Genomic DNA, 24,037 nt, shown 5'->3' with positions numbered 1-24,037 from the left:
GCGCGTGGTTTCCACGCTGCGAAAAACACGAAACACCCTGATCATCCGTATAGGACAGTCTAAGGAGGGTCGCCATCTAGCCACTAAAGTGTCTTGCACCACGGTAAAGTGGCTGACTACACATCGCACCGTGTACTCAATCCGTGGGCTGCTCAACGCATCTCTGGACATCCCACGCACCTTGATATCACCCGACTGAGGAGAAGACTCATGAAAATGCGTCGAACAGCAATTGCGGCGACCGCCGCAGCCGCACTGGCCCTGTCCGCCTGCGGAGGGGACGACGAAGGTGGGGACGCAGAGGTCCAGACCGGCGACGAGGACAGCTTCACCAATGAGCTGACCTTCGGCACCGGCAGCACCGCCGGCACCTACTTCCCGCTCGGAGACGAGCTGGCCGCGATCTTCGAGGACAACATCGAGGACGTCTCGGTCACCGCCATCGAGACCAGCGGATCCGCAGACAACCTCGGCGGGATCTATCAGGAGGAGATGCAGCTCGGCCTGAGTCAGAACGACACCGCCGCCAGCGGCGTGGCCGGTGAGATCGAGGACCTCGACGGCATCGAGCTGGACAACTTCGGCTGGATCTCCAACCTCTACCCGGAGGCCGCGCACATCATCGTCCGCGAGGACTCCGGCATCGAGTCCATCGAGGACCTCGAGGGTCAGACCATCGCCGTGGGCGACTCCGGCTCCGGCACCCGCGCGATCTCCGACGCCATCCTGGCCGCCCACGGCATCGAGGAGGGCGACTACACCGCGGAGGTCGCCGACTTCGGCACCTCCACGGACATGCTCGCGGACAGCCAGATCGACGCCTCGATCTTCGTGGTCGGCACCCCGGTCGCCGGGCTGACCCAGCTGGCGGCCTCCACCGATGTCAGGCTTCTGGGAATCGAAGATGACATGACCGACGCGATCTCGGAGAACTCCGGCGCTGAGTCCTATGACATCTCCGCAGACGCCTACGACTTCCTCGACGAGGACGTCACCACCGTCTCGGTCTTCGCCGCGCTGGTCGCCTCCACCACCCAGGTCAGCGAGGATCTCGGCTACGAGATCACCGCCGCCACGCTGGAGAACGCCGGCGACATCACCCTCGAGGTCGGCGAGAACATCACCGAGGAGAACGCCCTGACCGGCATCGGCGACATCCCGCTGCACCCCGGTGCGCAGCGGTACTTCGAAGAGCAGGGCATCGAACTGCCGTGACACGCAGCACCGCTGAGAATCGCTCCCCGGCTCCTGCGGATCAGCAGGAGCCGGGGGTCGGTGCGGAGGAGCGGGCGGCCGAGGTTCTTCGGCAGCACGACACCTCGAGTCGATTCCGGACGGACCTGGGATGGTGGACCTGGCTCGTCGGCGGGCTCTCCGTGGCCTTCACCCTGTACCACCTCTACTACGCTCTCGAGCGGCCCTTCACGGGCTGGATCCACGGCGCCCTGCACCTGGCAGGCGCCACCTCCCTGGTCTTCCTGCTCTACCCAGCGAGCAAGAAGCTGCTCAACGTCCCGCCCAGCGGGGTCCTCTGGAAGGACCTGCTGCTCGGTCGTGGCCGCGGTGTGCCCTGGTATGACGCCGTTCTCGCGGCAGCTGGCATGGCGGTGAACCTCTACATCGTCTTCCGCTACGACTACCTGGTCGGCAACGCCGTGCAGATCCTGGGCTTCAGCGCGCTGGACTACACCGTGGCTGTGGCCGGGACCCTGCTGGTCCTGGAAGCGACCCGCCGCTGCGTGGGTCTGCCGATCGTGATCATCGCCAGCGTGGCCATCGCCTACGGCATCTGGGGCAACATGAGCCCGATCTTCCCGCATCGCGGGCGATCCTTGGATGCCTTCGCCGCGGAGACCTTCCTCTCCACCCGTTCCATCTTCGGCACCCCGCTGCAGGTCTCAGCGAACTTCATCTTCCTGTTCCTGCTCTTCGCCGTGGTCCTGCTGCGCACGAACATCGGCCAGTTCTTCAACGACCTGGCCTTCCGGGCTGCGGGCAAGTACACCGGCGGACCGGCGAAGGCCGCCGTCGCGGCCTCAGGTCTGCAGGGCATGGTCTCAGGGTCCTCGGTGGCCAACACCGTCGCCTCGGGCTCCTTCACGATCCCGATCATGAAGAAGGCAGGGTTCAAGCCACACTTCGCCGCGGCCACTGAGGCCACCGCCTCCACCGGCGGGCAGCTGATGCCTCCGATCATGGGCGCTGCGGCGTTCATCATGGCGCAGAACGTCCCGAACGTGGAGTACAACGACCTGATCGTGATCGCGATCATCCCTGCGCTGCTCTACTTCCTGGGGGCCTTCCTCTCGGTGCACTTCGAGGCGAAGCGTCAGCAGATCGAGGGACTTCCGGTGGAGGAGCTTCCGAGCATCCGGTCCCTGCTGACCCGGGCGGACCTGCTGCTGCCGCTGGTGGTCATCATCGGCACCCTGATCTCGGGGCTGACCCCCACGCGGGCGGCGCTGCTGGGCATCGCCACAGCGATCGTGCTGAGCTTCTTCCGTTCCTCCACGCGACTGAACCTGCGTGGGTTCGTGGAGCTCTTCATCGCGGCGGCACGGACTGCGCTGCCGGTGATCGCGGCCTGCGCCACGGCGGGCATCGTGGCTGGCACCGTGACGGCGACCGGACTCGGTGGTCAGCTCGGCCGCGGGCTGGTCTCCATCGCCGGAGGCAGCTTCCTGCTGGTGCTCTTCTTCGTCATGATCGCCTGCATCATCCTGGGCATGGGCCTGCCGACCACCGCGAACTACGTGGTCACCGCCTCCGTGGCGGCGCCGATCCTGTACAACAACTTCGACGTCCCGCTGATCGCGGCGCATATGTTCGTGTTCTTCTTCGGCATCCTGGCAGACATCACACCACCGGTCTGTCTCGCCGCCTATGCCGGTGCCGGCATCGCCGGGGCGAACCCGATGGCGGCCGGTGTGGCGGCGGTGAAGATCGCGCTGGCCGGGTTCCTGATCCCGTACGTGTTCATCCTGCAGCCGGCGCTGCTGCTGCAGGGCACCTGGGACGAACTGGCAACGTCCCTGCTCACTGTGATCGTGGGGATGATCGCGCTGGCCGCAGGCCTTGCCGGGTATCTGCTGCTGCGCGCGAACGTCGTCGAGCGGGTGCTGCTCATCCTGGGCGGTCTGATGCTGATCTACCCGGATCTGCTGATCTCGGTCGGCGGCATGGCGGCCCTCGCGGTGGCCGTGGTCCTGCAGGTCGTCCGGCGTGGCCGCGGGGACGGGTCGTCTGAGACGACTGAGCCCCAGGACGACGGCGCACGGGTCACCGCCCGCGGCGGCGGTTCCGTGGAGAACCCCGCACCGGGGATGGCCTGAGTCCAGGCGCAGCGGGTGGAGTCCCTCAGGCGCTGCACGCGGGATGCTGAACCCGAGGCGCTGAAGGCCTGAAACGCTCTACCCCGAGCAGTCACTGAGGGCCCGACCGGATTCCGGTCGGGCCCTCAGTGTCTGAGCAGAGCCCGGGCTACTCTCCGCCCAGGCTGAAGCTGGCTTCGAGCTCCTGATCCGAGTAGGTGCGGAACGCGACCATGGTCTCGGTGTCATGGACCGTGGCCACCTTGGAGATCTTCGCCGGGACCAGGTCGCTGAGATCCTCCAGGTTCGGAGTCTTCACCATCGCCACCAGATCCCACTTGCCGGTGACCGAATACACGGCCTGGACCTCGTCGATATTGGCGATGTCCTGCGCGGACTCGGGGATCCGGTGCGGATCGGTCTTCATCATCACGAATGCGGTGACCATGGTCTTTCTCTGCCTCTCAGTAGATGAGACGTCGCGAGGACTGCCGACTCTTCAGGGTACTGATGTCAGGATAGTGCGCCGCAGGGACGCGTCAGGCCCGGAAGCGCTCCTGCCTGGTGGCATGGGCGTCGATGACCTCGCGGCGCACGCCGTGGCCGAGCCCTGGTGCGGTCGGGACCTGCACCACTCCCTGGTCCGCGGTGACCGGAGGGTCGATGATGTCTTCCGCGTAGTACTTCCCGGAGGCTGACACATCTGAGGGCAGCGTGAAGCCGGGCAGCGAAGAGATCGCCACATTGGCCAGCCGGCCGACACCGAACTCGTGCATGCCTCCGCACCAGACCGGCCAACCAGCCTCGGCGGCGAGGCGGTGGGCGTCTCGGGCTGCACTGAGCCCACCCATCCGGGAGACCTTGATGTTGAGCACGTTGCCCGCCTTCAGGGCCAGCGCGGTGCGCAGGTCATCGAGGGTCTCCACCGACTCGTCCAGGCAGACCGGGGTCTCCAGCGCGGCGGTCAGCCGCGCGTGGTCCAAGAAGTTCTTCGGGGCGAAGGGCTGTTCGATCATGGTCAATCGGTAGGGGTCCAGGGTGCGGAGCACCTCGAAGGCTGCCTCACCGCCGGGTTCGGTGGATCCCGGGTAGGCCCCGTTGGCGTCGACGTGGACATCGAGGTCGGGGAAGGCTTCGCGCACCGCGCGCACCGGCTCCACATCCCAGCCCGGGGCGATCTTCAGCTTCACCCGCGGGTAGCCCGAGTCGACATGCCGGGCCACCTCGGTGAGCAGCGCCTCGATGCTCGGCTCGATGCCCAGTGACACCCCCGCGATGACGCTGTCGCGTTCACCGCCAAGTGCTGCTGCCAACGGGATACCCTGCGCCTGCGTCCACAGGGTCCAGGCGGCCATCTCGATTCCGGCCTTGGCAAAGTAGTTTCCGCGGACCTTGGCATAGAGTCCGGCGATCTCATCGGGGTGCTCCCACTGGGCGCCGAGCACGGCGGGGATCAGATGCTCGACGGCGGTCTGCCACGCCGTCGTCGTGGTCTCGGGGGCGTAGAAGGGTCCAGCGGGTGAGGCGATCTCGCCCCAGCCCACGGACCCGTCCTCGGCGATCATCTCCACCAGCAGGTGACGCAGCGAGGACTTCCGGTGCGAGCTGGTCTCGAAGGCATGCCGCAGGGGGAGCTCGACGTCGTGGAGCACTATCTCGGTGGCGCGCATCAGATATACAGTCCCATCTCTTGGATCAGTGATTCCCTCTCGGTCAGCCGGCGTCGGCTTCCCTTGGCGCTTGCCGTGGTCAACGCAGTGAGCAGGTGGATCACTGCGGCGATGCCGGTGGCGGAGTCCGTGACGGAGGCGGAGTCGGTGAGCACGATCACTGCTTCGCTGGCCGGTTCCACCACGGGTGCCTCCGCTGAGTCGGTCACCACGACCACCGTGCCACCGCGCGCGGCGAAGGCCTGCACCAGCTCTGCAGTCTCGCGGCGGTAGCGGCGCATCGAGAACGCGACCAGGACATCGGTGCCGCGCACATCGGTGAGCACGTCGAGTCCGCGGGTGCTCTGGCCATCGATCAGCCAGACCTGAGAGAGCCCGTGAGAGAGATCCAGATCCAGCAGGTGCGCGAAGGCGGCGGACCTCCCATGACCGACGATGAACCGACGGCGGGCCCCGGCGATCAACGCGGCGGCTCGGGCGACGGAGTCTTCGGTCTCGAAGCTGGCAAAGACCCGGTCCAGGTTCTCGCGCTCCTTGCGGATCAACCTCGCCTGCAGGGTCTTGGCCGAGGCACGAGGAGTCATGCTGGCTCCGAAGCGTGCCGCGGGACTATCCGGCCCCCGAAGCTCCTCCGGCACCTGCTCGTCCGGCACCTGCTCCTCCGGCGCCGTGCCCGGGTCCTGGCCCGGCATATCGTCGCGGCTGTTGCTGGTTCCGTTGCTGCTCACGATGGCCTCGTGAAGCTGTAGACGGCCAGATCCTCATCTACGCGGCGGCAGGAGACTGCCACGAACCCCTGGTCGAAGATCTCGCTGAAGCGGCTCCGGAGCACCACGACGACTGCCGGATCGGTGGGCTGCTGGGCGGGAACGGCGAGCGCCATCGAGTCGCCATGAGACCGGGTCTCTCCGGGAGCGGTGAGCGGCTGCTCCGTCAGTTCGGCGTCGAACTCATGGGATGCGCCGGGCAGCGTCGGGGCGCTGTCACCGCCGAGGCGCCATTCCACGGTGATGCGATCGGTGCCTGGGCCGGCCAGGGCGTCCCGGGTGAACCAGCGGCCCTGTGCGCCGAGCACGTCCAGGTTGAAGTGCGCGTTGCGGCTGATCATCGGGTTATAGGTCCAGCGCATCCGGCTTGCACCCTGCCGGTGTGCGACGGCGGCCTGGACGTTCTTCAGCGCACGGCCCACCCCCTGGCCCTGCAGGTCCTGGGCGATCACCGCGGCCTGGGAGAAGTGATAGATGTGCGGGTCTTCCGGATCGGTCTCCACGGCGGTCCAGCCGAACGCCATCCCGCGCACGGCGCCCGCGGCGTCGAGCGCCCCGACGACGGTGCCCCCGTAGGTGAGCAGGTTCTTCAGCAGCCGAGCGTTGATGCCCTGATCCTCCCCGCTGTAGGAGAAGACATCGCGATAGAGCCGGCAGGCAGCTTCCAGCTCGGCGACCTCGGTGAGGCCCCTGACCTGCACCCCGTCTGCCAGGCTGACCGATTCCGGCATGGCGGGGGCAGCGGGTGCGACGGCATCCTGGTCTCTCATGCGGTCCTCTCGAAGCCTGGTCAATGTTCTTACGTTGCGTATCATAGTCCCATGGATACCCCTTCTCCCACTGCCCTGCTTGATCTGGCGAGGAATCGCTACGAGAGCACCCTGGAACTTCTGGAACGCATGGTAGGAGTCGAGTCTCCCACCGGCGACGCAGCGGGAGTCACCGCCGTCGCGGATCAGGTGCGCGAGCTCTTCGCCGAACATGACGCCGAAGTCTCTGCCCAGACCGGGGAGTGGGGGACCCACCTGGTGCTGGACATTCCGGGAGCCGGGGAGCAGCGGGATGCTGCTCCGGTGCTCTTCGTCGGGCACTCTGACACCGTGTGGCCGACCGGAACGCTGCAGAACATGCCGTTCCGCATCGAGGACGGCATCGCCTATGGGCCCGGAATCTTCGACATGAAGTCCGGGCTGCTGATCATGCACCAAGGCCTGAGCGTGAGCACCGAACTGGGGCTCTCCCGGCCGCCGGTGCGCGTGATCGTGGTCGGGGATGAAGAGATCGGTTCCCCCAGCTCGCGGGAACTGCTGCTGACCAGTGCGCAGGGGGTCAGTGCCGTGCTCGGCTTCGAGTCGCCACACCCGGGTGGGGCGCTGAAGGTGGGTCGGCTGGGCAGCACCAGGCTCCGGCTGCAGGTCACCGGGCGCGCCTCGCATGCCGCACTGGACCCCGAGGGTGGGATCAACGCGATCGAGGAGCTGGTGGATCAGATCCTGGCGCTGCGGAAGATCATCGGTGCTGCCCAAGAGGCCGCCCCGGCAGACGTGCTGTGCAATGTCGGCACCATCACCGGGGGAGGGAAGACCAACGTGGTGCCCGCGGCGGCATCTGTGGAGGTGGGACTGCGGTTCCGCACCCCCGAGGTCGAGGAGCAGGTGCTGGCGGCGATCCGGGGATTGGCTCCGGTGCGTCCAGATGCCCAGCTGCAGGTGCACACCTTGTCCCAGCGTCCCGCCTGGCAGGCCGACGCCGCGGATGAGCAGCTGCTTGCCGCTGTGGAGGCCGCTGCCCAGGACGCCGGACTTCCCGGCGTCGGCGGTCGTCCTGCGGCTGGCGCCGGAGACACCAATTTCCTCGGTTCCGGGCTGCCGACCCTCGACGGGTTCGGTCCTGACGGTGCAGGGGCCCACGCCGATCACGAACAGGTCCGGCTGGAATCGATCCCGGAACGGATCGCGCTGCTGGCGGCGCTGCTGTCCCGGCTCTGATCCAGGCTCACCCGGGAGGCCCGGCGCGCGCCGCACCACGACTGAGCAGTGCGGAGAGGTCCACGCCACCGGGGTCGATCAGTCGGCCGGGAAGGATCGGCACTGCGGTGCGCACCAGCACCTCGGTGCCGTGTTCGCCGGTCACAGTGCAGCTGGTGAGCTGAACCGCGTTGCGCAGGGCCACAGCCTCCGCCACGGCGCACGGGCTGCCGGTGCTCAGCCCGCGCGCCGCATCGGCTCCGGCGAGCGCCGCCAGGTCCGCCCCGCGGGCAGCCTGCGCGGAGGAGACCGCGACCAGGCTCGCAACCTGCGCCGCCGCGAGCAGCAGGAGCAGCACCATGATCAGCCCCAGCGCCGCCACCGTTCCCGAGCCGCGCTCCTCGGTGGTACGCCTCAGGTGACTCACGGCAGGGTCTCGACCCGGGCGGTGGCCTGAGCGTCCTGGGTCATCGCGACCTCGATCCCTCCTAGGATTCGCACGGGACGTGTCAGTGAGACCGTGACGTAATCCTGGTCGTGGCCGAGCGCGAAGGACACCTCCTCGCCAGCGATCCGTCTGGCGGTCCGTTGCGCAGCCTCCGGTCCCTGCCCACGCGCGAGCTCGCGGGCCGCGGCGCCGGCGCCAGCCTCCAGGCTGACCTGGGTCGCTCCGTGCAGCCCGAGGGAGAGCACGAGCAGCAGCACCAGCACCACCGAGGGCAGCGCGAGGGCGAACTCGGCGCTGATCGAGCCGCGCTCAGAAGGAGAGCGCACGTTCGATGATGCCGGTGAGCAGTCCGCGGGCTGTGCCGGAGCTCAGCACCGCGACCAGCAGTCCCGCGAAGCCGACTGCGGCAAGCATCACGATGCCGTACTCGGCGGTCGCCAGGCCGTCTTCCTCCTGATGCAGCTGCCGAGCCCAGACCTCGACCCGCTGCGCAGCGGGACCCTTCGGAGTCCTCTCCTGGTCCGCGCGTGTGATGACCATGCTGTTCATGACCGTGCCTTCCGTGACGGTCGCGGTTCCGCAGAGCCGACGACTGGTGGGACCTGCTGGCTGCAGGTCCCACCAGTCTTGGCCGCTGCACCACCGGCGAGGACGAAGAGTCTCGCGCTGTGCACTGGCGGGACACAGGCCGAGCAGATCATCAGGGCTGGGGCAAACCGTCTCGGTCCGCAGCTCCGCCGCCATCTGATGCCCGCATTGCGCTCGGAGACACCGTCCAGGGAGCGCGAGACCGTCACCCGCGCCATTCCTGGGTCAGCGCCGCATCACCTTGCGCGCCAACCAGTTGCCCACCAGCTGCAGTGACTGGACGAAGAGGATCACCACGATCACCGCCAGCCAGGTCACTTCGGGGCGGAACCTGTTGTAACCCTCCACGATGGCGAAGTTGCCGATGCCGCCGCCGCCGATGATCCCCGCTAGCGCCGACATGTCGGTGAGTGCGATGATCACGAAGGTATACCCCAGGATCAGTGGGCCCAGCGCCTCCGGCAGCAGCACCGTGAGAATGATGCGCAGTCGGGAAGCACCCATGGCTCGGGCCGCCTCGATCACGCCTGGGTCGATCGAGACCAGGTTCTGTTCCACGATTCGGGCAATCGCGAAGGTGGAGGCCCAGATCATCACGAAGATCACCGCATCATTGCCGATCCCGGATCCGATCACGAAGATGGTCACCGGCTGCAGGGCGGCGATCAGGATCACGAAGGGGATCGGGCGGATCAGGTTCACGATGACGTTCATCGCCATATAGGCGTACTTGTTCGAGAGCAGCCCGCCCTCCCGAGTGGTGTAGAGCGTGAGTCCGATGGTCAGCCCGATGAAGCCGCCGAGCAGGAAGGCCCAGGCGACCATGTAGATGGTGTCGAAGATCGCCTCGAGCAGCTCGGGCCCGTAGTAGCTCCAGTCCAGAGCTCGATATGTGTCGATCATTCGTGCACCTCCTGGACTTCTCCGGCTGAGTTCAGCGCCGCCACGAAGGCCTCGACCGAACGGGAATCACCTTCCAGGGCGAGCGTGAGCAGGCCGTAGGAGGCGTTCTTGGTGGTGTTCATGCCGCCGTGCACGATCTCGAAGGAGACCCCATGCGACGCAGCCTCGCCCAGCACCGAACTGACCGCCGCCGCGTTCTGCAGCGAGACCACCACGAGCCGACCGGTGGCGTGCCCGCGGATCCGCTGCACATCTTCGGCCGTGGGGCGGTTCTTCAATGCGGCGCCGACGAAGCTGGCGTCCTTGGTCTCGCGCGGGCTGGAGAAGACGTCATAGACCAGTCCGGATTCCACGATCCGACCCTGGTCCATCACGGCGACCCGGTCCGCGATGGAGCGGATGACCTCCATCTCGTGGGTGATCGCCACGATGGTGATGCCGAGCTCCTCATTGGCGCGACGCAGCAGCCGCAGCACCTCTCCGGTGGTCTTCGGGTCCAGCGCAGAGGTGGACTCGTCCGCCAAGAGGATGTCCGGCTTGGCGGCCAGCGCGCGGGCGATGCCAACACGCTGCTTCTGCCCACCGGAGAGCTGCTCCGGGTACTGGGTTGCCTTCTCGGTGAGTCCCACGAACTCCAGCAGCTCCTCCACTCGGGCCTCACGCTCGGCCTTCTTCCACCCAGCCACCTTCAGTGGATACGCCACGTTGCCGGCGACATTGCGGGAGTGGAAGAGGTTGAACTGCTGAAAGACCATCCCGATCCGGGAGCGGACCTTGTTCAGCTGCCCCTCCCGCATTGCGGAGATCTCCTGGCCCAGCACATGGACGGACCCGGCGGTGGGGCGCTCGAGTCCATTGACCAGGCGGATCAGGGTGGACTTCCCGGCCCCGGAGAACCCGATGACCCCGTAGACCTCACCGCGGTCGACGCGCAGGCTCACTTCGTCGACCGCGGTGACGGTCTTGTCTCCCGACCCGAAGGTCCGGGTGACGTTGTTGAACTCGATCAGCGGAGCTGGGCTCACGCGTCCTCGTCCGCTTCCTCGTCGTCGGAGCCATTCTCGTCCTCGGACTCGGTACCAGCGTTGCGCAGCGAGTCCTCGTAGTCCACCAGCGCCTCCTGCAGCTGCTCCGGGGTCACCTCGGAGGCGGGGACCGAGGTGCCTGCCGAGAGCTCGTCCTCGATCTCCAGTACCCGCTCATCGTGGTAGACCGCCGCGATCTCACGCAGCGCCTCGTTCTCGCTGTCCTCGGCGCGCGTGACGAAGGCGTTGATGTAGGGGAACGCCGAGGCGTCGGTGGGGTCATCGGCGAAGATGCCGTCACCCTCGGGGTCCAGCTCGGCGTCCTGGGCGAAGTTGTTGTTGATGACCGAACCCTCCACCGATTCCAGCGCGTTGACCGTCTGCTGGGCGGCGACCGGCTGCACCGTCACGGTGGAAGCCTCCTCATCGATGTGCCGGGGCTCGGGCTGGCGGGTCTCCTCGGAGAGCTCCAGCAGCCCGGCCTCCACCAGCACGTTGATCGCGCGCCCCTGGTTCACCGCATCATTGGGGATCGCAATGGTGTCCCCGTCGGCGAACTCGCTGACGTCGGTGTATTCGTTGGAGTACAGGGTCAGCGGCACAGCGGCGGTGGAGCCGATCGGCTGCAGGTCCTCACCGGAGCTGACGTTGTAGTCAGCCAGGTAGGCGATGTGCTGGAACCAGTTGGCGTCGATGTCACCACTGGTCAGCGCCGGGTTGGGCTGGGTGTACTCGGTGAACTCGACGAGTTCGATCTCGTAGCCGAGCTCCTCCTCCGCGATCCGCTCGACCTCGCGGTGGCTCTCGGTGGCGCCGACGACGCCGATGGTGAACTCTTGCTGGTCCTCTGGCGCGGCCTCGGCCGCGTCGCCGCGATCGAAGGCGCTGCAGCTGCTCAGCACCAGCGCGAGTGTGGCGCTGAGGGCCAGTGCGCTGATTCCACGGCGACGCTGGTTGGAGAGGGGTCCGGCGGGGGTCTGCTGGTGAGTCATGAGTGATCCTTCGGTCAGTACGGGCGGATCCTCGCCCGAAATGAAGACAGGGTGTCCAGGGAAATGTGCCTGGAGTGCTCGCGAATGTTCACGCACGAGCGAAGAACGCACCGATGGGTGCGTGGGAGGGGAATGTCCTTTCGACGCTGCTCTTGCCTGTTCCGGTCAGCACCTCAGCTGAGGCCCATGGGCCCCACTTCTGGTGAGAACAAGCCGCTTCGTGATCCGGGACCACCCTTGAACATGGGGTTGGTGAGTGACCGTGAACGGATCGTCGGGTCACCGCCGACGGCGGATCCCCAGGTCACTTCTCGTGAAGCAGGTTCCATCATAACTCAGGTTTCTCAGCCTCCGGACGGGGATTCATGTTCCGTCACAGAGCGCAGTGTGTTCAGCCTCGCACCGGGGAGACGTCACGCACCGGGGAGACGTCACGCACCGGGGGAGACGTCAGACGCCCGCGGGGTCACTCCCACCGGCCGGACGCCTCACTCCGTCGAGACGCCCGAACCGGCGGTGGGCGCCTCGGGACGGGCTGCGAGCATCGCGCGCAGCAGGTGCAGCGCCGGCTGCTTCTCCAGCGGATTGTTCTTATTGCCGCATTTCGGGGACTGCACGCAGGAGGGGCAGCCGGTGGCGCAGTCGCAGCCGGCGATGGTCTCCGCGGTGGCGGAGATCCATTCGGCGGCGAGTTCGAACCCGCGCCGGGCGAAGCCTGCCCCGCCGGGGTGCCCGTCATAGACGAAGATCGTGGGCAGCTCGGTGTCCCGGTGCAGCGCGGTGGAGACCCCGCCGATGTCCCAGCGGTCCCCGGAGGTCAGCAGCGGCAGCAGCCCGATCATCGCGTGCTCTGCGGCGTGCAGCGCACCGGGCACATGTTCCGGGGTGACCCCGGCGGCCGCGAGCTCGGTCTCCGGAGCGGTGATCCACATCGCCTGGGTGCGCAGCGAGGACGGCGGAAGGTCCAGCGGCTCGTCGGAGAGCACTTCGGAGGAGCCCAGCGCCTTGCGCTGGAAGCCCACCACGGTGCTGGTCACCTCCACCATCCCGGTATGCAGCCGGTAGCGGCCCCAGTCCACGGCTTCCTCGATCTGCAGCACCTCGATCGAGGTGGTGGCTCGGGCCTGGGTGTAATACGGCGGGCTCGCAGGGAAGACCAGCACCGCGCTGTTCTCCCGATCCAGCTCCTCGACGATGTAGCTGCGCCCCTGGTGGAGATAGACCGCCCCGGGATGCGCCTGCGGCTGGGCCTGGGCGGAACCCATGTCCCCGATCACGGTGCCGTCCTGGGAGTTCACGATCGTGTAGGGCCCCCCGCCGTCGGAGCGCAGCTTGACCCAGGCGGCGGCAGAGACGTCGTCGTGGGCGAAGAACCAGCCACGCGGTCGGCGCCGCAGATGTCCCTGCTCGGTGAGCGAGTCGATCAGCCAAGCCGGGAACAGCTCCAGGTCCGGCGTGGTCAGCGGCAGCTCCTGCGCGGCGGCGAGGATGTGCGGGCCTGCCACATGCGGGTTGGACGGGTCGGTGACCGCATCCTCGACAGCGGTCTCGAAGATCGCCTCCGGGTGATCCAGCAGGTAAGAGTCCAGCGGGTCATCGCCCGCGATGAAGAACGCGGCGCCACGCTGGCCGGACCGTCCGGCCCGGCCCAGCTGCTGGAAGAACGAGGCGCGGGTGCCCGGCCACCCCGCGATGATCACCGCATCCAGCCCGGAGATGTCGATCCCGAGCTCCAGGGCGGGAGTCGAGGCGACGCCGAGCAGCCGCCCCTGGCGCAGCGCGTCTTCGAGCTCGCGGCGCTCCTCCTTCAGGTACCCCGAGCGGTAGGCCGCCACCCGTCCACGCAGGTCAGGGTCCACCTCCGCGAGGGAGTCCGCGGCGATCTGGGCGATGGTCTCGGCTCCGCGGCGGGACTTGATGAAGCTCAGCGTCCGGTGCCCGGCGACCACCAGGTCGGTGAGGATGTCGGCGGCCTCCACGGTGAGGCTGCGCTTCAGCGGAGCCGCGTTGTCCCCGGTCAGCGCGGAGTTCGAGGCCTCCCACAGGTAGACATCCACCGCGCCGTGCGGCGAGGCGTCTTCGGTGATGGCCTGGACCGAGGTCTCGGGGTGGCCGATCAGCCGGGAGAACGACGTCGCCGGGTCACCGCTGGTCGCCGAGGCGCCGGTGAAGACGGGGTCAGCCCCGTAGTGCGCGCAGATCCGACGCAGCCGGCGCAGCAGCAGCGCGATGTGCGAGCCGAAGATCCCCCGGCAGCTGTGCGCCTCGTCGATGATCACATAGCGCAGCCGGGCGAAGAACCGGGCCCAGGCGCGATGGTTGGGCAGGATGCCGACGTTGAGCATGTCCGGGTTGGTCAGCACCACATTGGCATGCTGCCGGACCCAGCGGCGCTCCTGCGGGTCGGTGTCGCCGTCATAGGCGGCGGCGCGGATGCCGCCCTGGGTCCCGGCGGGCCCGGTGGCCTCGGCCAGCTGGGTCAGCGCGTCGAGCTGGTCCGCGGCAAGTGCCTTGGTGGGGGAGAGGTAGAGCATGGTCGTGCCCGCGCCGGGTGCGGTGCCCGATTCGGCGCTCCGGCCCTCGGGTGAGCCTGCCCGGGGAGCGCCGAGGCCCGCCGTCGTCGAGCGTCCGCGTCGGCCCCCGCAGATCTCCGCCAGTCCGGGCAGCTGGGTGCCCAGCGACTTCCCAGAGGCGGTGCCGGTGGCCAGGATCGTATGGTGCCCGGCGTGCAGCGCCTCAGCCGCGCGCACCTGGTGGGTGTAGAGCCCGGTGACCCCCAGCTGGCGGTACCCGGCGCGCAGCTCCTCGGGGACCCACTCCGGCCAGGCCGCAGTATGCGCCGCACGAGCTGGGAGGGTGCGGACATGCCGCAGCGGACCGGCATCGCCGATCTCTGCCGGCAGACCTGCACGGCGCAGCAGCTCATAGGGGTCCTGATCGGGCATCACCCTCAGGCTACGTCAGGATGGGGCTCGCAGCCCTGCGCCGCCCAGACTCAGGCGCGCTCGCCCAGGGAGCGGATATGTGCCGGGAGCCGGTCGTGGGAGCCGTACATGAAGTGGTTCTCCATCCGCTCGGAGTAGCGGCTGGCCTCGGTCTGACGTCCCACCGCCTCGGCGGTCTCCCGGATATGCATCGGGGAGGCGCCGCAGCAGACCCCCAGATAGTGGACTCCCAGCTCGTAGGCCTCCCTGGCGAAGGCGCCGATCTCGTAGCGGTTGGTGAACAGCGGATCCAGCGCGGTGGGGAAGGTCCGGCCGTGCGGGGAGGGCACCCCGGCTTGCACATCGGAGAGGTTGAAGAAGGTGGGTTCGCTCGGGGTGGTGCGGTAGGGCACCGGCAGGGCGGCCACATGACAGGAGACCGCCGCTCGGATCTGACGCAGCCAGGGCATCATGGTGTCCGGTCCGCGGAAACAGTTCAGGCCCACGACGTCGGCCCCGGCCTGCTCCAGGCGCTGAGCGGTCTCCACCACGCCAGGTCCATCCGCCATGGCCTCGGCGGCCATCGGTGCCAGGGTCAGCACCACCGGCAGACCGGAGGAGCGGGCGACCTCGAGCGCGGTCAGCGCCTCCCCGGCGTAGTAGAAGGTCTCCCCGATGATCAGGTCTGCGCCCTCATCCACCGCCCAGCCGACCATCTCTTCGAACATTCCGCGAACCTCGTCCTGGCGGCTCGGGTCGGCAGGATCCCAGATGTTGGTGTTGGAGATGTTCCCGGCCATCAGGTCACCGGGCCGGGTGTCGGCGACCTCGCGGGCGATGCGCAGCGCCGAGCGGTTCAACGGCTCCAGCAGCTCTTCCTTGCCGATCACTCGCATCTTCTCGCGGTGCCCGTTATAGGTGAACGCCTCGACGATGTCAGAGCCGGCCCGCTGGAAGTCTCGGTGCAGGCTGCGCAGCGCGTCGGGGTTCTCCAGCGACACCTCCGGGACGAACTCCCCGGCGGTGAGGTAGCCGCGCCGCTCGAGCTCGAAGAGGAAGCCCTCGGCGCACAGCAGCGGCCCGGTGTCCAGGCGGTCGGTCAGCGGGTTCCCGTTCATGGCGGCTCCTTCGGCGAGTCTGCGGAGCTGCACACCTCAAAAGTCAGGTGAACAATTGAACTTAATGCAGCTGTGCGCCGATGCTACCCGAGGTGCGGCGGGGTGCCTAGTCGTTGAGGTCGTCGAACTGCGAGTGGCTGGGCTGCAGCCGGGATCCGGAGGTCGCACCATAGACGTGGACATCGCCGAGCAGGGTCCAGCCCAGGAACTCGTAGAGCTCCTGGCCGTCTGCGGTGGCCACGAGCAGGCCCTCTTCCACGTCGTGCTCATGGGCGATCGCGATCAGCGCGCGGGTGACGAAGGTCCCCAGGCCCTGCCGACGGTAGTCGTGGTTGGTGTAGATCCGGTCCAGGATGGCGTAGTGCCCCACCGTCGCCACGCGCCCGCGGGCGGCGATCTTGTCCCCGTCGTGGACCGTGAGGCGGGTCCATCCCTCGTGGTCCTCGCGGCTGGTGGTGTATCCCTCAGGGGTGATCGGATCCTCGACGTCCTGAGTCTCCATGTCCACCACCATCAGCTTCTCCTCGTCGCTGATCAGCTGCAGACCGTCCACCGGGTTCTGGCTCAGCGCCGGCGCACCGGGCTCGGCGATCACGGTGAGCAGCCGAGCGGAGTCTTTGGACACCGCCGAGGCGATCTTGCGCAGATCTGTGTCCTGGGGGGAGTAGAGCACGTACTCCCACTCATCGGAGTCCCCGGAGCGCAGAGCTGAGTGCACGTTGCCCTCATGCTGGACGTCGTAGTCGTGAGTTCGCGCCCATCCGGTCACCCAATGGCGGACAAGGTCATCGCTGAGCTCAGAAGTCATAGTCCGACCATACAAAGAAAAACCAGTCCCCGTGAGAGGACCGGACAACGAGTTCATAAAGATGTTGTTCAGAACTACCCTTGAGAGGTGAGCATGTCCCGGATCGTCCTGTATTACACCTTCACCCCCCTCTCAGACCCGGAAGCGGTCAGACTCTGGCAGCACACGCTGTGCCGGGAGCTCGGCCTGCGGGGCCGGATCCTGATCTCGCCGCAGGGGATCAACGGCACCGTGGGCGGTGAGATCAAGGCGGTCAAACAGTACGTGAAGCAGACTCGGGCCTACGCCCCCTTCGCGGACATGGCCTTCAAATGGTCCGAGGGTGCAGCAGAGGACTTTCCGCGGCTCTCGGTCAAGGTGCGCCCCGAGCTGGTCGCCTTCGGCGTGCCCGAGGAGATCGAGGTCGATGAGCGCGGCGTCGTCGGCGGCGGTGAGCACCTGCAGCCGCAGCAGGTCCACGACCTGGTGGAGCACAAGCGCTCGCAGGGGGTGGAGGTCGCGTTCTTCGACGGCCGCAACGCCATGGAGGCCCAGATCGGCCGGTTCAAGAACGCCGTGGTCCCGGAGACCGAGACGACTCGGGACTTCATCGCCGAGCTGGACTCCGGAAAGTATGACCATCTCAAGGACCAGCCGGTGGTGACCTACTGCACCGGCGGGATCCGCTGTGAGGTGCTCTCGGCGCTGATGCGTCGGCGCGGCTTCGAGGAGGTCTACCAGATCGACGGCGGGATCGTCCGCTACGGAGAGACCTTCGGGGACCAGGGCCTCTGGGAAGGAGAGCTCTACGTCTTCGATTCCCGGATGAACACCCGCTTCTCCGAGCAGGCGAAGACCCTCGGGCAGTGCGTGTGCTGCTCCGCGGCGACCAGCTCCTTCTATAACTGCATGGACCGCGGCTGCTCCACGCTGGAGCTCTACTGCGAGGAACACCGCCACATTCCCGAGACCACCCGCTGCGAGAACTGCCGGGCCCGCCTGGAGCAGGACCCCGATGACCCCAACGCCGGAGCCCTGGGAAAGGTGCGCCGCGCATGAGCCGCGCAGACCGTGCCGAGGAGCTTCCCGCGCCGGTGGCCGACCGGGAGCTGATCGCTGCGCTGCGCGCTGACCTGGACGCCGCACGGTTCACCAACGAGCGGATCGCGCAGCTGCTGAGCGCCGACGCGCTCGCCGCGCTGGACCGGGATCAGTTCCTGCCCGCGGAGCTGGAGCTCTCAGAGCTGCTGGCCGCCGAGCCTGCTCCCGACCCCTGCGCGGTGCTCGCCCAGCTCTGGCTGCTCGGGCACCCGATCCCCGCCGGGCAGCTGCAGGCCGCGCTGCCGCAGCTCGGCGTGCAGGGGCTGCGCCGGCTGAACCTGGTGCACCAGGTGTCCGGGGAGCCGCAGCTTGGAGAACGCTACCGCCCCAGCGTCGACCTGCAGCCCTATCAGGCAGAACAGTCCCAGGGACTCACCGATCTCTGGGTGCTCAGCGACCTGCCCGCCGCGCAGCGTCAGGCCGCGCTGCATCCGGAGCATGTGCTCGGCATCGGCGGAGCGAGCCTGACCCTGGCCGCCAGCATCCACCGCGCCCCGGTGCCGCAGGCCCTGGAGATCGGGACCGGCTGCGGGATCCAGCTGCTGCACCTGCTCGATCACGCCGAGCACGTGGTCGCCACAGACCTCAGCCCGCGCGCCCTGGCCTTCACCGAGTTCAACCTGGCTCTCAACGCGCCTGCGCTGGACCTGGACCCGGAGGACCTCGGTGCCCGCGTGGAGCTCATCCAGGGCAGCCTGTTGGAACCGGTGGCCGGACGCAGATTCGACCTGATCGTCTCCAACCCGCCCTTCGTGATCACCCCGCGCACCGCGGATGAGCAGACACAGGCCCGCTACACCTACCGCGACGGCGGCCGGGCCGGGGATGAGCTGATGGCGGAGCTGATCTCCGGACTGCCCGAGCACCTGACCGACTCCGGGATCGCGCAGCTGCTGGGCAACTGGGAGATCCAGGACCAGCAAGCCTGGGACGCGCGACCCCGCCTGTGGTGCGAACAGCTCCCGGCAGAGATGGACGCCTGGTTCATCCAGCGCGACCGGCAGGAGGGCTCGCAGTACGCCGAGACCTGGCTGCGCGACGCCTCCACGCAGCGCGACCCCGAGCAGTACCGCCAGGGCTACACCGCGTATCTGCAGGACTTCGGCTCCCGCTCGGTGCTCGCCGTGGGATTCGGGATGATCTTCCTGCGCCGGCGCGGCGCAGACCAGGCCGAGAACCTGCCCTGGAGGAGATTCGAGGAGCTCACCGGGCCCGTGGAGCAGCCGCTGGGACCGGTCATCGGTGCGACCGCCGCCCGGGCCCAGCGCGCCGCAGCGAACCCTGAGGCGGTGTTCGAGACGGCGCTGTGCGTGGGCGCCGATGTCACCGAGGAGCGCCACCAGCGCTTCGGCGCTGCCCACCCCGAGGTGATCCTGGCACGTCAGGGCTCCGGGCTGCGCCGCAGCCGTCCCGTCTCCAGCGCCGCGGCGGGTCTGCTGGGCGCCTCCGACGGGGAGTATCAGACCGGAGCGCTGATCACAGCGGTCGCGTCACTGACCGCTGCCGAGGCTGCAGAGCAGGAGGATCTCGAGCAGGCGCTGCGCCGTGAGGTCCTCGAGCTCTACGTGGAGGGCTACCTCAGGGAGTCTTGATTCCCCGGCCTCGACGTGTTCTGCTCGCTGATATATTGAGCACTCGACGGCCAGCCCACTGCTGAGCGCCCGAAGCTGCACCGCAAGAAGTCCCTCAAGGAGATCAGTGCCCGAAGGCAAGAAACTCGTCATCGTCGAGTCCCCGGCGAAGTCCAAGTCCATCGCCAAGTATCTCGGCGATGAGTTCATCGTGGACGCCTCCGCCGGGCATATCCGTGACCTGCCACAGCCCTCCGAGCTGCCCACGGACATGAAGAAGGGCCCCTTCGGCCGGTTCGCGGTGAACCCCGACGACGGCTTCGCGCCCTACTACGTGATCTCTGACTCCAAGAAGAAGAAGGTCACCGAGCTCAAGCGTGCGCTGAAGGAAGCCTCTGAGCTCTACCTCGCCACTGACGCCGACCGCGAGGGTGAAGCCATCGCCTGGCACCTGCTGCAGGTGCTCAAGCCCAAGGTCCCGGTCTACCGGATGACCTTCACCGAGATCACCAAAGAAGGCATCACCCGGGCGCTGCAGAACGTGCGTCAGATCGACGACGACCTCGTCGACGCGCAGGAGACCCGACGCATCCTGGACCGGCTCTACGGCTACGAGATCTCCCCGGTGCTCTGGCGCAAGGTCGGCAAGGGCCTCTCCGCAGGCCGTGTGCAGTCCGTGGCCACCCGGCTGGTGGTCGAGCGCGAGCGCGAACGCATGGCCTTCATCCCGGCAGGCTACTGGGACCTCTCCGGCGGCTTCGCCACCGCCGCCGGTGAGGAGTTCACCGCCAAGCTCAACGCCGTGGACGGGGCCCGGGTGGCCACCGGATCGGACTTCAACGACCGTGGCGAGCTGAAATCCACCCGGTCCAAGACCGAGGTCAGCGTCCTGGACCGGGAGGCCGCGGAGGCCCTCGCGGAGGGACTGACCCAGGCGCAGTTCACCGTGGACTCGGTGGATGACAAGCCCTACTCGCGCCGCCCGCAGCCCCCGTTCATCACCTCCACGCTGCAGCAGGAGGCCTCCCGACGGCTGCGCTTCTCCTCCCGGGCGACGATGCAGGTGGCGCAGCGGCTCTACGAGAACGGCTACATCACCTACATGCGTACCGACTCGGTGACGCTCTCCACCGAGGCGATCACCGCGGCTCGCCGGCAGATCACCGAGCTCTACGGCTCCGATCACGTGCCCTCCAGCCCGCGGCACTACGCCAAGAAGAACGAGACCGCACAGGAGGCGCACGAGGCGATCCGCCCTTCGGGGGATCACTTCCGCACCCCCGGCCAGGTCGCCCAGGAACTCTCCAAGGATGAGTTCAAGCTCTACGAGCTGATCTGGAAGCGCACCGTCGCCTCCCAGATGGCCGACGCCAAGGGCTTCACCGCCTCGGTCCGGCTCAGCGCCCAGGTCTCCGAAGGAGCCCAGGCCGGGACCACCGCCACCTTCGGCGCCTCCGGCACCGTGATCACCTTCCCCGGGTTCCTCGCCGCCTACGAGGAGGTCCGCGAGAGCTCCGCAGAGGACGAGGACGCCAAGGCCGGCAAGACCGACAAGCGGCTTCCCAAGATCGAGACCGGGGAGCGCCTGACCGGGCGCGACGTCCAGGCCAAGGGCCATGAGACGACCCCGCCGGCGCGCTACACCGAGGCCACGATCGTCGCGGAGCTGGAGAAGCGCGAGATCGGACGTCCCTCCACCTATGCGCCGACGATCTCGACCATCATGGACCGCGGCTACGTCACCAAGCGCGGGTCGGCGCTGATCCCCTCCTGGACCGCGTTCAGCGTGATCCGCCTGCTGGAGGAGCACTTCGGCCGGTACGTGAACTACGACTTCACGGCTCGCATGGAAGAAGACCTGGACCAGATCGCCCGCGGCGAGCTTCAGCGTGAGGCATGGCTGCAGGGCTTCTACTTCGGGGCCGAAGACGGCGTCGAAGGGCTTAAGCACGTCGTGGAGAACCTCGGGGAGATCGACGCCCGGGCGATCAACTCCATTGAGATCGCTCCCGGAGTCAATCTGCGGGTGGGCCGCTACGGCCCCTACCTGGAGCGGCCGAACCCCGATGGCGTGGTCAACGCCGAGGGAGAGCTCGAGCCCCAGCGTGCCAACCTGCCCCAGGACCTGGCCCCCGACGAGCTCACCTCCGCCAAGGCCGAGGAGCTCTTCGAACAGGCCCAGCACTCCGGACGGGTGCTCGGCACCGATCCGGAGACCGGTCGCGAGATCGTCGCCAAGGACGGACGATACGGCCCCTACGTCACCGAGGTCATCGAAGAGCTGACCGAGGCCCAGCTCGAAGAGCATATGGCGGCGATGCCGACCGAGTACTACAAGAACGGCAAGCCCAAGCCGAAGAAGAAGCCGGCCAAGGTCAAGCCCCGGACCGGTTCGCTGCTCTCGGACATGACGCTGGAGACCGTGACGCTGGAGCAGGCGCTGCGCCTGCTCTCGCTGCCACGCGTGGTCGGCGTCGACGAGGACGGCGAGGAGATCACGGCGCAGAACGGCCGCTTCGGCCCCTACCTGAAGAAGGGCTCGGATTCGCGCTCCCTGGAGACCGAGGACCAGATGTTCTCGATCACCCTCGAGGAGGCGAAGGCCATCTACGCCCAGCCCAAGCAGCGCGGCCGGCGGGCCGCGGTGCCCCCGCTTGCCGAGTTCGGCGCCGATCCGACCTCCGAGAAGCAGGTGGTGGTCAAGGACGGCCGCTTCGGCCCCTACGTCACCGACGGGGAGACCAACGTGACGGTCCCGCGCAGCGTCTCACTCGAGACGCTGACCAAGGAGCACGCGTACTCGCTGCTCGCCGAGAAGCGAGCCGCAGGCCCGAAGAAGCCCGCGGCCAAGAAGCCTGCTGCGAAGAAGGCTCCGGCCAAGAAGAAGGCACCAGCCAAGAAGACCACCGCGAAGACCGGATCCTAGTCAAGGAGTCACCTGATGCGTCTGGGCGTGCTGGATATCGGTTCGAACACCGTGCACCTGTTGCTGGTCGATGCTCACCTCGGAGCCAAGCCCGAGGCCTTCGCCTCCCATAAGCGACCGCTCTCCCTGGTCAAGCACCTCGACGAGCAGGGAGCGATCACCGAAGAGGGCCAGCGCGAGCTCACCGGCTTCATCGCCGAGGCCGCGCGCTTCGCCGCCCGGCACCGCGCCGAAGACCTGCTCTCATTCTGCACCTCTGCACTGCGCGAGGCCGCGAACGGGGAGGCGGTGCTTCAACGGGTGGCGGCTGAGACCGGTGTGGAGCTCACCGAGCTCAGCGGCGCCCAGGAGTCGGCGATGACCTTCTTCGCGGCCCGGCGCTGGCGCGGCTGGAGCGCCGGGGACATCTTGAACTTCGACATCGGGGGCGGTTCCTTCGAGATCGCCTACGGTCGCGACGAGCTGCCCTCCACGGCGGTCTCGGTGCCGCTGGGAGCAGGACGACTCACCCGGGACTGGCTGGGCGAGGACCCGCCCAGCAAGGATCAGGTCAAGGCGTTGAAGAGCTATGTCCGCGAGGAGCTCGAGGCGGCGCGCCGCGAGTTCCCGACCCTGAGCGGACATACCGAGGTGCTCGCCACCTCGAAGACCTTCCGCTCGCTGGCTCGGATGACCGGTGCCGCACCCTCCGCGGAGGGCCCCTATGTGCCTCGAGGCCTGGCCCACGCCGAGCTGAAGCCGCTGGTGAAGCGCCTGGCGACGATGAGCGCGGCGGAACGGGCAGAGCTTCCCGGGGTCTCCACCCTGCGCGCCCGACAGGTCTTCGCCGGGGCGCTGGTGGCCGAGCAGGCGATGAAGGTCTTCGGCATCGAGACGCTGCAGATCTGCCCCTGGGCGCTGCGCGAGGGCCTGATCCTGCGTCGGCTGGACTCGCTGGTCCGCGAGGGAGCCGTGGCTGTGCCCACCGCCCCCGGCGTGGGACACGTCAACCTCGCCCGCGAGCTGCGCAAGCCCTCCCGCGGCGAGATCCCCGGCGGACGGCCGTTGGCGGCGGCGGCGGTGGAACATGCCCACTGAAGACGTCCAGCCGCGCCCGCCCCACGAGCTGCCCCGGATTCCCGTGGCGCTCTCCACCTCCTCGGTCTACCCGATGGGAGTCGCGGAGGGATTCTCCATCGCGGACGACCTCGGCTACGACGGCATGGAGGTCATGGTGACCCACCGCAGCGAGTCGCAGCAGGCCTCCACGCTCAACGAGCTCTCCTGGCGCTTCGGTCTGCCGATCATGGCCATCCACGCTCCGACCCTGCTGCTCACCCAGCAGGTCTGGGGCTCCGCCTGGGAGAAGCTCAAGCGCAGCGCCGCACTCGCGCAGGAGGTCGGGGCCGGCGTCGTCGTCGCACACCCGCCCTTCCGCTGGCAGGTCGGCTACGCCGAAGGCTTCGCCGAGGGGATCGAGCAGCTGGAGCAGGAGACCGGCGTGCTCTTCGCCGTGGAGAACATGTACCCGTGGCGGGCCGGGACCCGGGAGGCCACCATGTACCTCCCGCACTGGGACCCGGTGGACCAGCCCTACCCCCACGTGACCTGGGACTTCTCCCACGCAGCCACGGCTGAGGCCGACTCGCTGGAGGCGGTCCGCGCCCTGGGGCAGCGGCTGCGCCATGTGCACCTGACCGACGGCTGGTCCAACGGCTTCAAGGACGACCACCTGATCCCCGGCCAGGGAGAGCAGCGGGTGGCCGAGGCCATGGAGCTGCTGGCTCGTCCGGACTTCGCCGAGACCGGCTTCAACGGCGTCGTCGCCGTGGAGGTCGCCACCCGCACCGCCCGCAACGTCGGAGATCGCGAGCGCTGGCTCGCCGAATCCCTGGCCTTCGCCCGCACCCACCTCGGCCAGGAGTGACGATGCCCACCAGCACCAGCACCAGCACCAGCA

General features: G+C 68.0%; 21 protein-coding genes. 8 read left to right on the top strand and 13 right to left on the bottom strand.

The window, feature by feature from the left end; all coding sequences use genetic code 11:
• Nucleotides 1-216 precede the first annotated feature (216 nt).
• Together HNR11_RS03305 and HNR11_RS03300 are read left to right on the top strand one after the other, a co-directional pair.
• Nucleotides 217-1,215, top strand: coding sequence for a TAXI family TRAP transporter solute-binding subunit (locus HNR11_RS03305; protein WP_246310299.1), 999 nt, complete (start codon nucleotides 217-219; stop codon nucleotides 1,213-1,215).
• Entirely contained in the window at nucleotides 1,212-3,332 is a 2,121-nt protein-coding gene (locus HNR11_RS03300) for a TRAP transporter fused permease subunit (protein ID WP_179441118.1), read from the top strand. The genes HNR11_RS03305 and HNR11_RS03300 overlap by 4 nt, the downstream gene beginning before the upstream one ends.
• A 148-nt stretch (nucleotides 3,333-3,480) precedes the next feature.
• On the opposite strand, the gene HNR11_RS03295 is transcribed toward HNR11_RS03300, so the two are convergent.
• From HNR11_RS03295 to HNR11_RS03280, 4 genes are all read right to left on the bottom strand, one after another.
• Nucleotides 3,481-3,759: an Lrp/AsnC family transcriptional regulator gene (locus HNR11_RS03295; RefSeq protein WP_058889587.1), complete on the bottom strand. Its 279-nt coding sequence runs from the start codon at nucleotides 3,757-3,759 to the stop codon at nucleotides 3,481-3,483.
• A 91-nt stretch (nucleotides 3,760-3,850) separates the two neighbouring features.
• Entirely contained in the window at nucleotides 3,851-4,981 is a 1,131-nt protein-coding gene (gene menC / locus HNR11_RS03290; protein ID WP_179441117.1) for an o-succinylbenzoate synthase, read from the bottom strand.
• Entirely contained in the window at nucleotides 4,981-5,709 is a 729-nt protein-coding gene (locus HNR11_RS03285; protein WP_218849639.1) for an SIS domain-containing protein, read from the bottom strand. Before HNR11_RS03285 ends, menC begins: the two co-directional genes overlap by 1 nt.
• Nucleotides 5,706-6,518 carry a GNAT family N-acetyltransferase gene (locus HNR11_RS03280; protein ID WP_179441116.1) on the bottom strand — a complete coding sequence of 271 codons (813 nt, stop codon included), beginning with the start codon at nucleotides 6,516-6,518 and terminating at the stop codon, nucleotides 5,706-5,708. The genes HNR11_RS03285 and HNR11_RS03280 overlap by 4 nt, the downstream gene beginning before the upstream one ends.
• Before the next feature lie 51 nt (nucleotides 6,519-6,569).
• On the opposite strand from HNR11_RS03280, the gene HNR11_RS03275 reads away from it, so the two are divergent.
• Nucleotides 6,570-7,736, top strand: coding sequence for a M20/M25/M40 family metallo-hydrolase (locus HNR11_RS03275; RefSeq protein ID WP_179441115.1), 1,167 nt, complete (start codon nucleotides 6,570-6,572; stop codon nucleotides 7,734-7,736).
• 7 nt (nucleotides 7,737-7,743) lie between these two features.
• Here HNR11_RS03275 and HNR11_RS03270 read toward each other — a convergent pair whose 3' ends face one another.
• The 9 genes from HNR11_RS03270 to HNR11_RS03230 all read right to left on the bottom strand — a co-directional run bounded on the left by HNR11_RS03270 (nucleotide 7,744) and on the right by HNR11_RS03230 (nucleotide 16,521).
• A complete protein-coding gene (locus HNR11_RS03270) occupies nucleotides 7,744-8,142 on the bottom strand; it encodes an Rv3654c family TadE-like protein (protein WP_179441114.1) in 399 nt (132 codons plus the stop codon).
• The gene (locus HNR11_RS03265; protein WP_179441113.1) at nucleotides 8,139-8,489 is read right to left on the bottom strand and encodes a TadE family type IV pilus minor pilin; all 351 of its coding nucleotides are present in this window, start codon (nucleotides 8,487-8,489) and stop codon (nucleotides 8,139-8,141) included. The genes HNR11_RS03270 and HNR11_RS03265 overlap by 4 nt, the downstream gene beginning before the upstream one ends.
• Nucleotides 8,473-8,712, bottom strand: a complete 240-nt coding sequence (locus HNR11_RS13845) for a DUF4244 domain-containing protein (RefSeq protein ID WP_218849638.1) — start codon at nucleotides 8,710-8,712, stop codon at nucleotides 8,473-8,475. The genes HNR11_RS03265 and HNR11_RS13845 overlap by 17 nt, the downstream gene beginning before the upstream one ends.
• Nucleotides 8,713-8,976: 264 nt before the next feature.
• Complete coding sequence (locus tag HNR11_RS03255; protein ID WP_179441111.1) at nucleotides 8,977-9,654, bottom strand: methionine ABC transporter permease; 678 nt, start codon at nucleotides 9,652-9,654, stop codon at nucleotides 8,977-8,979.
• Nucleotides 9,651-10,679 (bottom strand): ATP-binding cassette domain-containing protein, encoded by a 1,029-nt coding sequence (locus HNR11_RS03250; RefSeq protein ID WP_179441110.1) that lies wholly within the window; start codon nucleotides 10,677-10,679, stop codon nucleotides 9,651-9,653. Before HNR11_RS03250 ends, HNR11_RS03255 begins: the two co-directional genes overlap by 4 nt.
• Nucleotides 10,676-11,671 carry a MetQ/NlpA family ABC transporter substrate-binding protein gene (locus HNR11_RS03245; protein ID WP_179441109.1) on the bottom strand — a complete coding sequence of 332 codons (996 nt, stop codon included), beginning with the start codon at nucleotides 11,669-11,671 and terminating at the stop codon, nucleotides 10,676-10,678. Before HNR11_RS03245 ends, HNR11_RS03250 begins: the two co-directional genes overlap by 4 nt.
• Nucleotides 11,672-12,159: 488 nt before the next feature.
• Nucleotides 12,160-14,616, bottom strand: a complete 2,457-nt coding sequence (locus tag HNR11_RS03240) for a DEAD/DEAH box helicase (RefSeq protein WP_179441108.1) — start codon at nucleotides 14,614-14,616, stop codon at nucleotides 12,160-12,162.
• 50 nt (nucleotides 14,617-14,666) lie between these two features.
• The gene (locus HNR11_RS03235) at nucleotides 14,667-15,713 is read right to left on the bottom strand and encodes a homocysteine S-methyltransferase family protein (protein WP_179441107.1); all 1,047 of its coding nucleotides are present in this window, start codon (nucleotides 15,711-15,713) and stop codon (nucleotides 14,667-14,669) included.
• A 106-nt stretch (nucleotides 15,714-15,819) separates the two neighbouring features.
• Nucleotides 15,820-16,521, bottom strand: a complete 702-nt coding sequence (locus HNR11_RS03230; RefSeq protein ID WP_179441106.1) for a GNAT family N-acetyltransferase — start codon at nucleotides 16,519-16,521, stop codon at nucleotides 15,820-15,822.
• 87 nt (nucleotides 16,522-16,608) lie between these two features.
• Here HNR11_RS03230 and trhO point away from each other — a divergent pair, with 87 nt between their 5' ends.
• From trhO to HNR11_RS03205, 5 genes are all read left to right on the top strand, one after another.
• On the top strand, nucleotides 16,609-17,559 hold the full coding sequence (gene trhO / locus HNR11_RS03225) for an oxygen-dependent tRNA uridine(34) hydroxylase TrhO (RefSeq protein WP_179441105.1): 951 nt from the start codon (nucleotides 16,609-16,611) through the stop codon (nucleotides 17,557-17,559).
• Nucleotides 17,556-19,193: a DUF7059 domain-containing protein gene (locus HNR11_RS03220; protein ID WP_179441104.1), complete on the top strand. Its 1,638-nt coding sequence runs from the start codon at nucleotides 17,556-17,558 to the stop codon at nucleotides 19,191-19,193. The genes trhO and HNR11_RS03220 overlap by 4 nt, the downstream gene beginning before the upstream one ends.
• Before the next feature lie 106 nt (nucleotides 19,194-19,299).
• Nucleotides 19,300-22,098 carry a type I DNA topoisomerase gene (gene topA, locus HNR11_RS03215; RefSeq protein WP_179441103.1) on the top strand — a complete coding sequence of 933 codons (2,799 nt, stop codon included), beginning with the start codon at nucleotides 19,300-19,302 and terminating at the stop codon, nucleotides 22,096-22,098.
• Between the two features lie 15 nt (nucleotides 22,099-22,113).
• Entirely contained in the window at nucleotides 22,114-23,175 is a 1,062-nt protein-coding gene (locus tag HNR11_RS03210; protein ID WP_179441102.1) for a Ppx/GppA family phosphatase, read from the top strand.
• Nucleotides 23,165-24,004 (top strand): sugar phosphate isomerase/epimerase family protein, encoded by an 840-nt coding sequence (locus tag HNR11_RS03205; protein ID WP_058889607.1) that lies wholly within the window; start codon nucleotides 23,165-23,167, stop codon nucleotides 24,002-24,004. The genes HNR11_RS03210 and HNR11_RS03205 overlap by 11 nt, the downstream gene beginning before the upstream one ends.
• Nucleotides 24,005-24,037 lie beyond the last annotated feature (33 nt).

Origin of the sequence: Nesterenkonia sandarakina (assembly GCF_013410215.1) — a bacterium.
Lineage (GTDB): Bacteria > Actinomycetota > Actinomycetes > Actinomycetales > Micrococcaceae > Nesterenkonia > Nesterenkonia sandarakina.
This window is presented reverse-complemented; position numbering and strand designations above follow the sequence as displayed.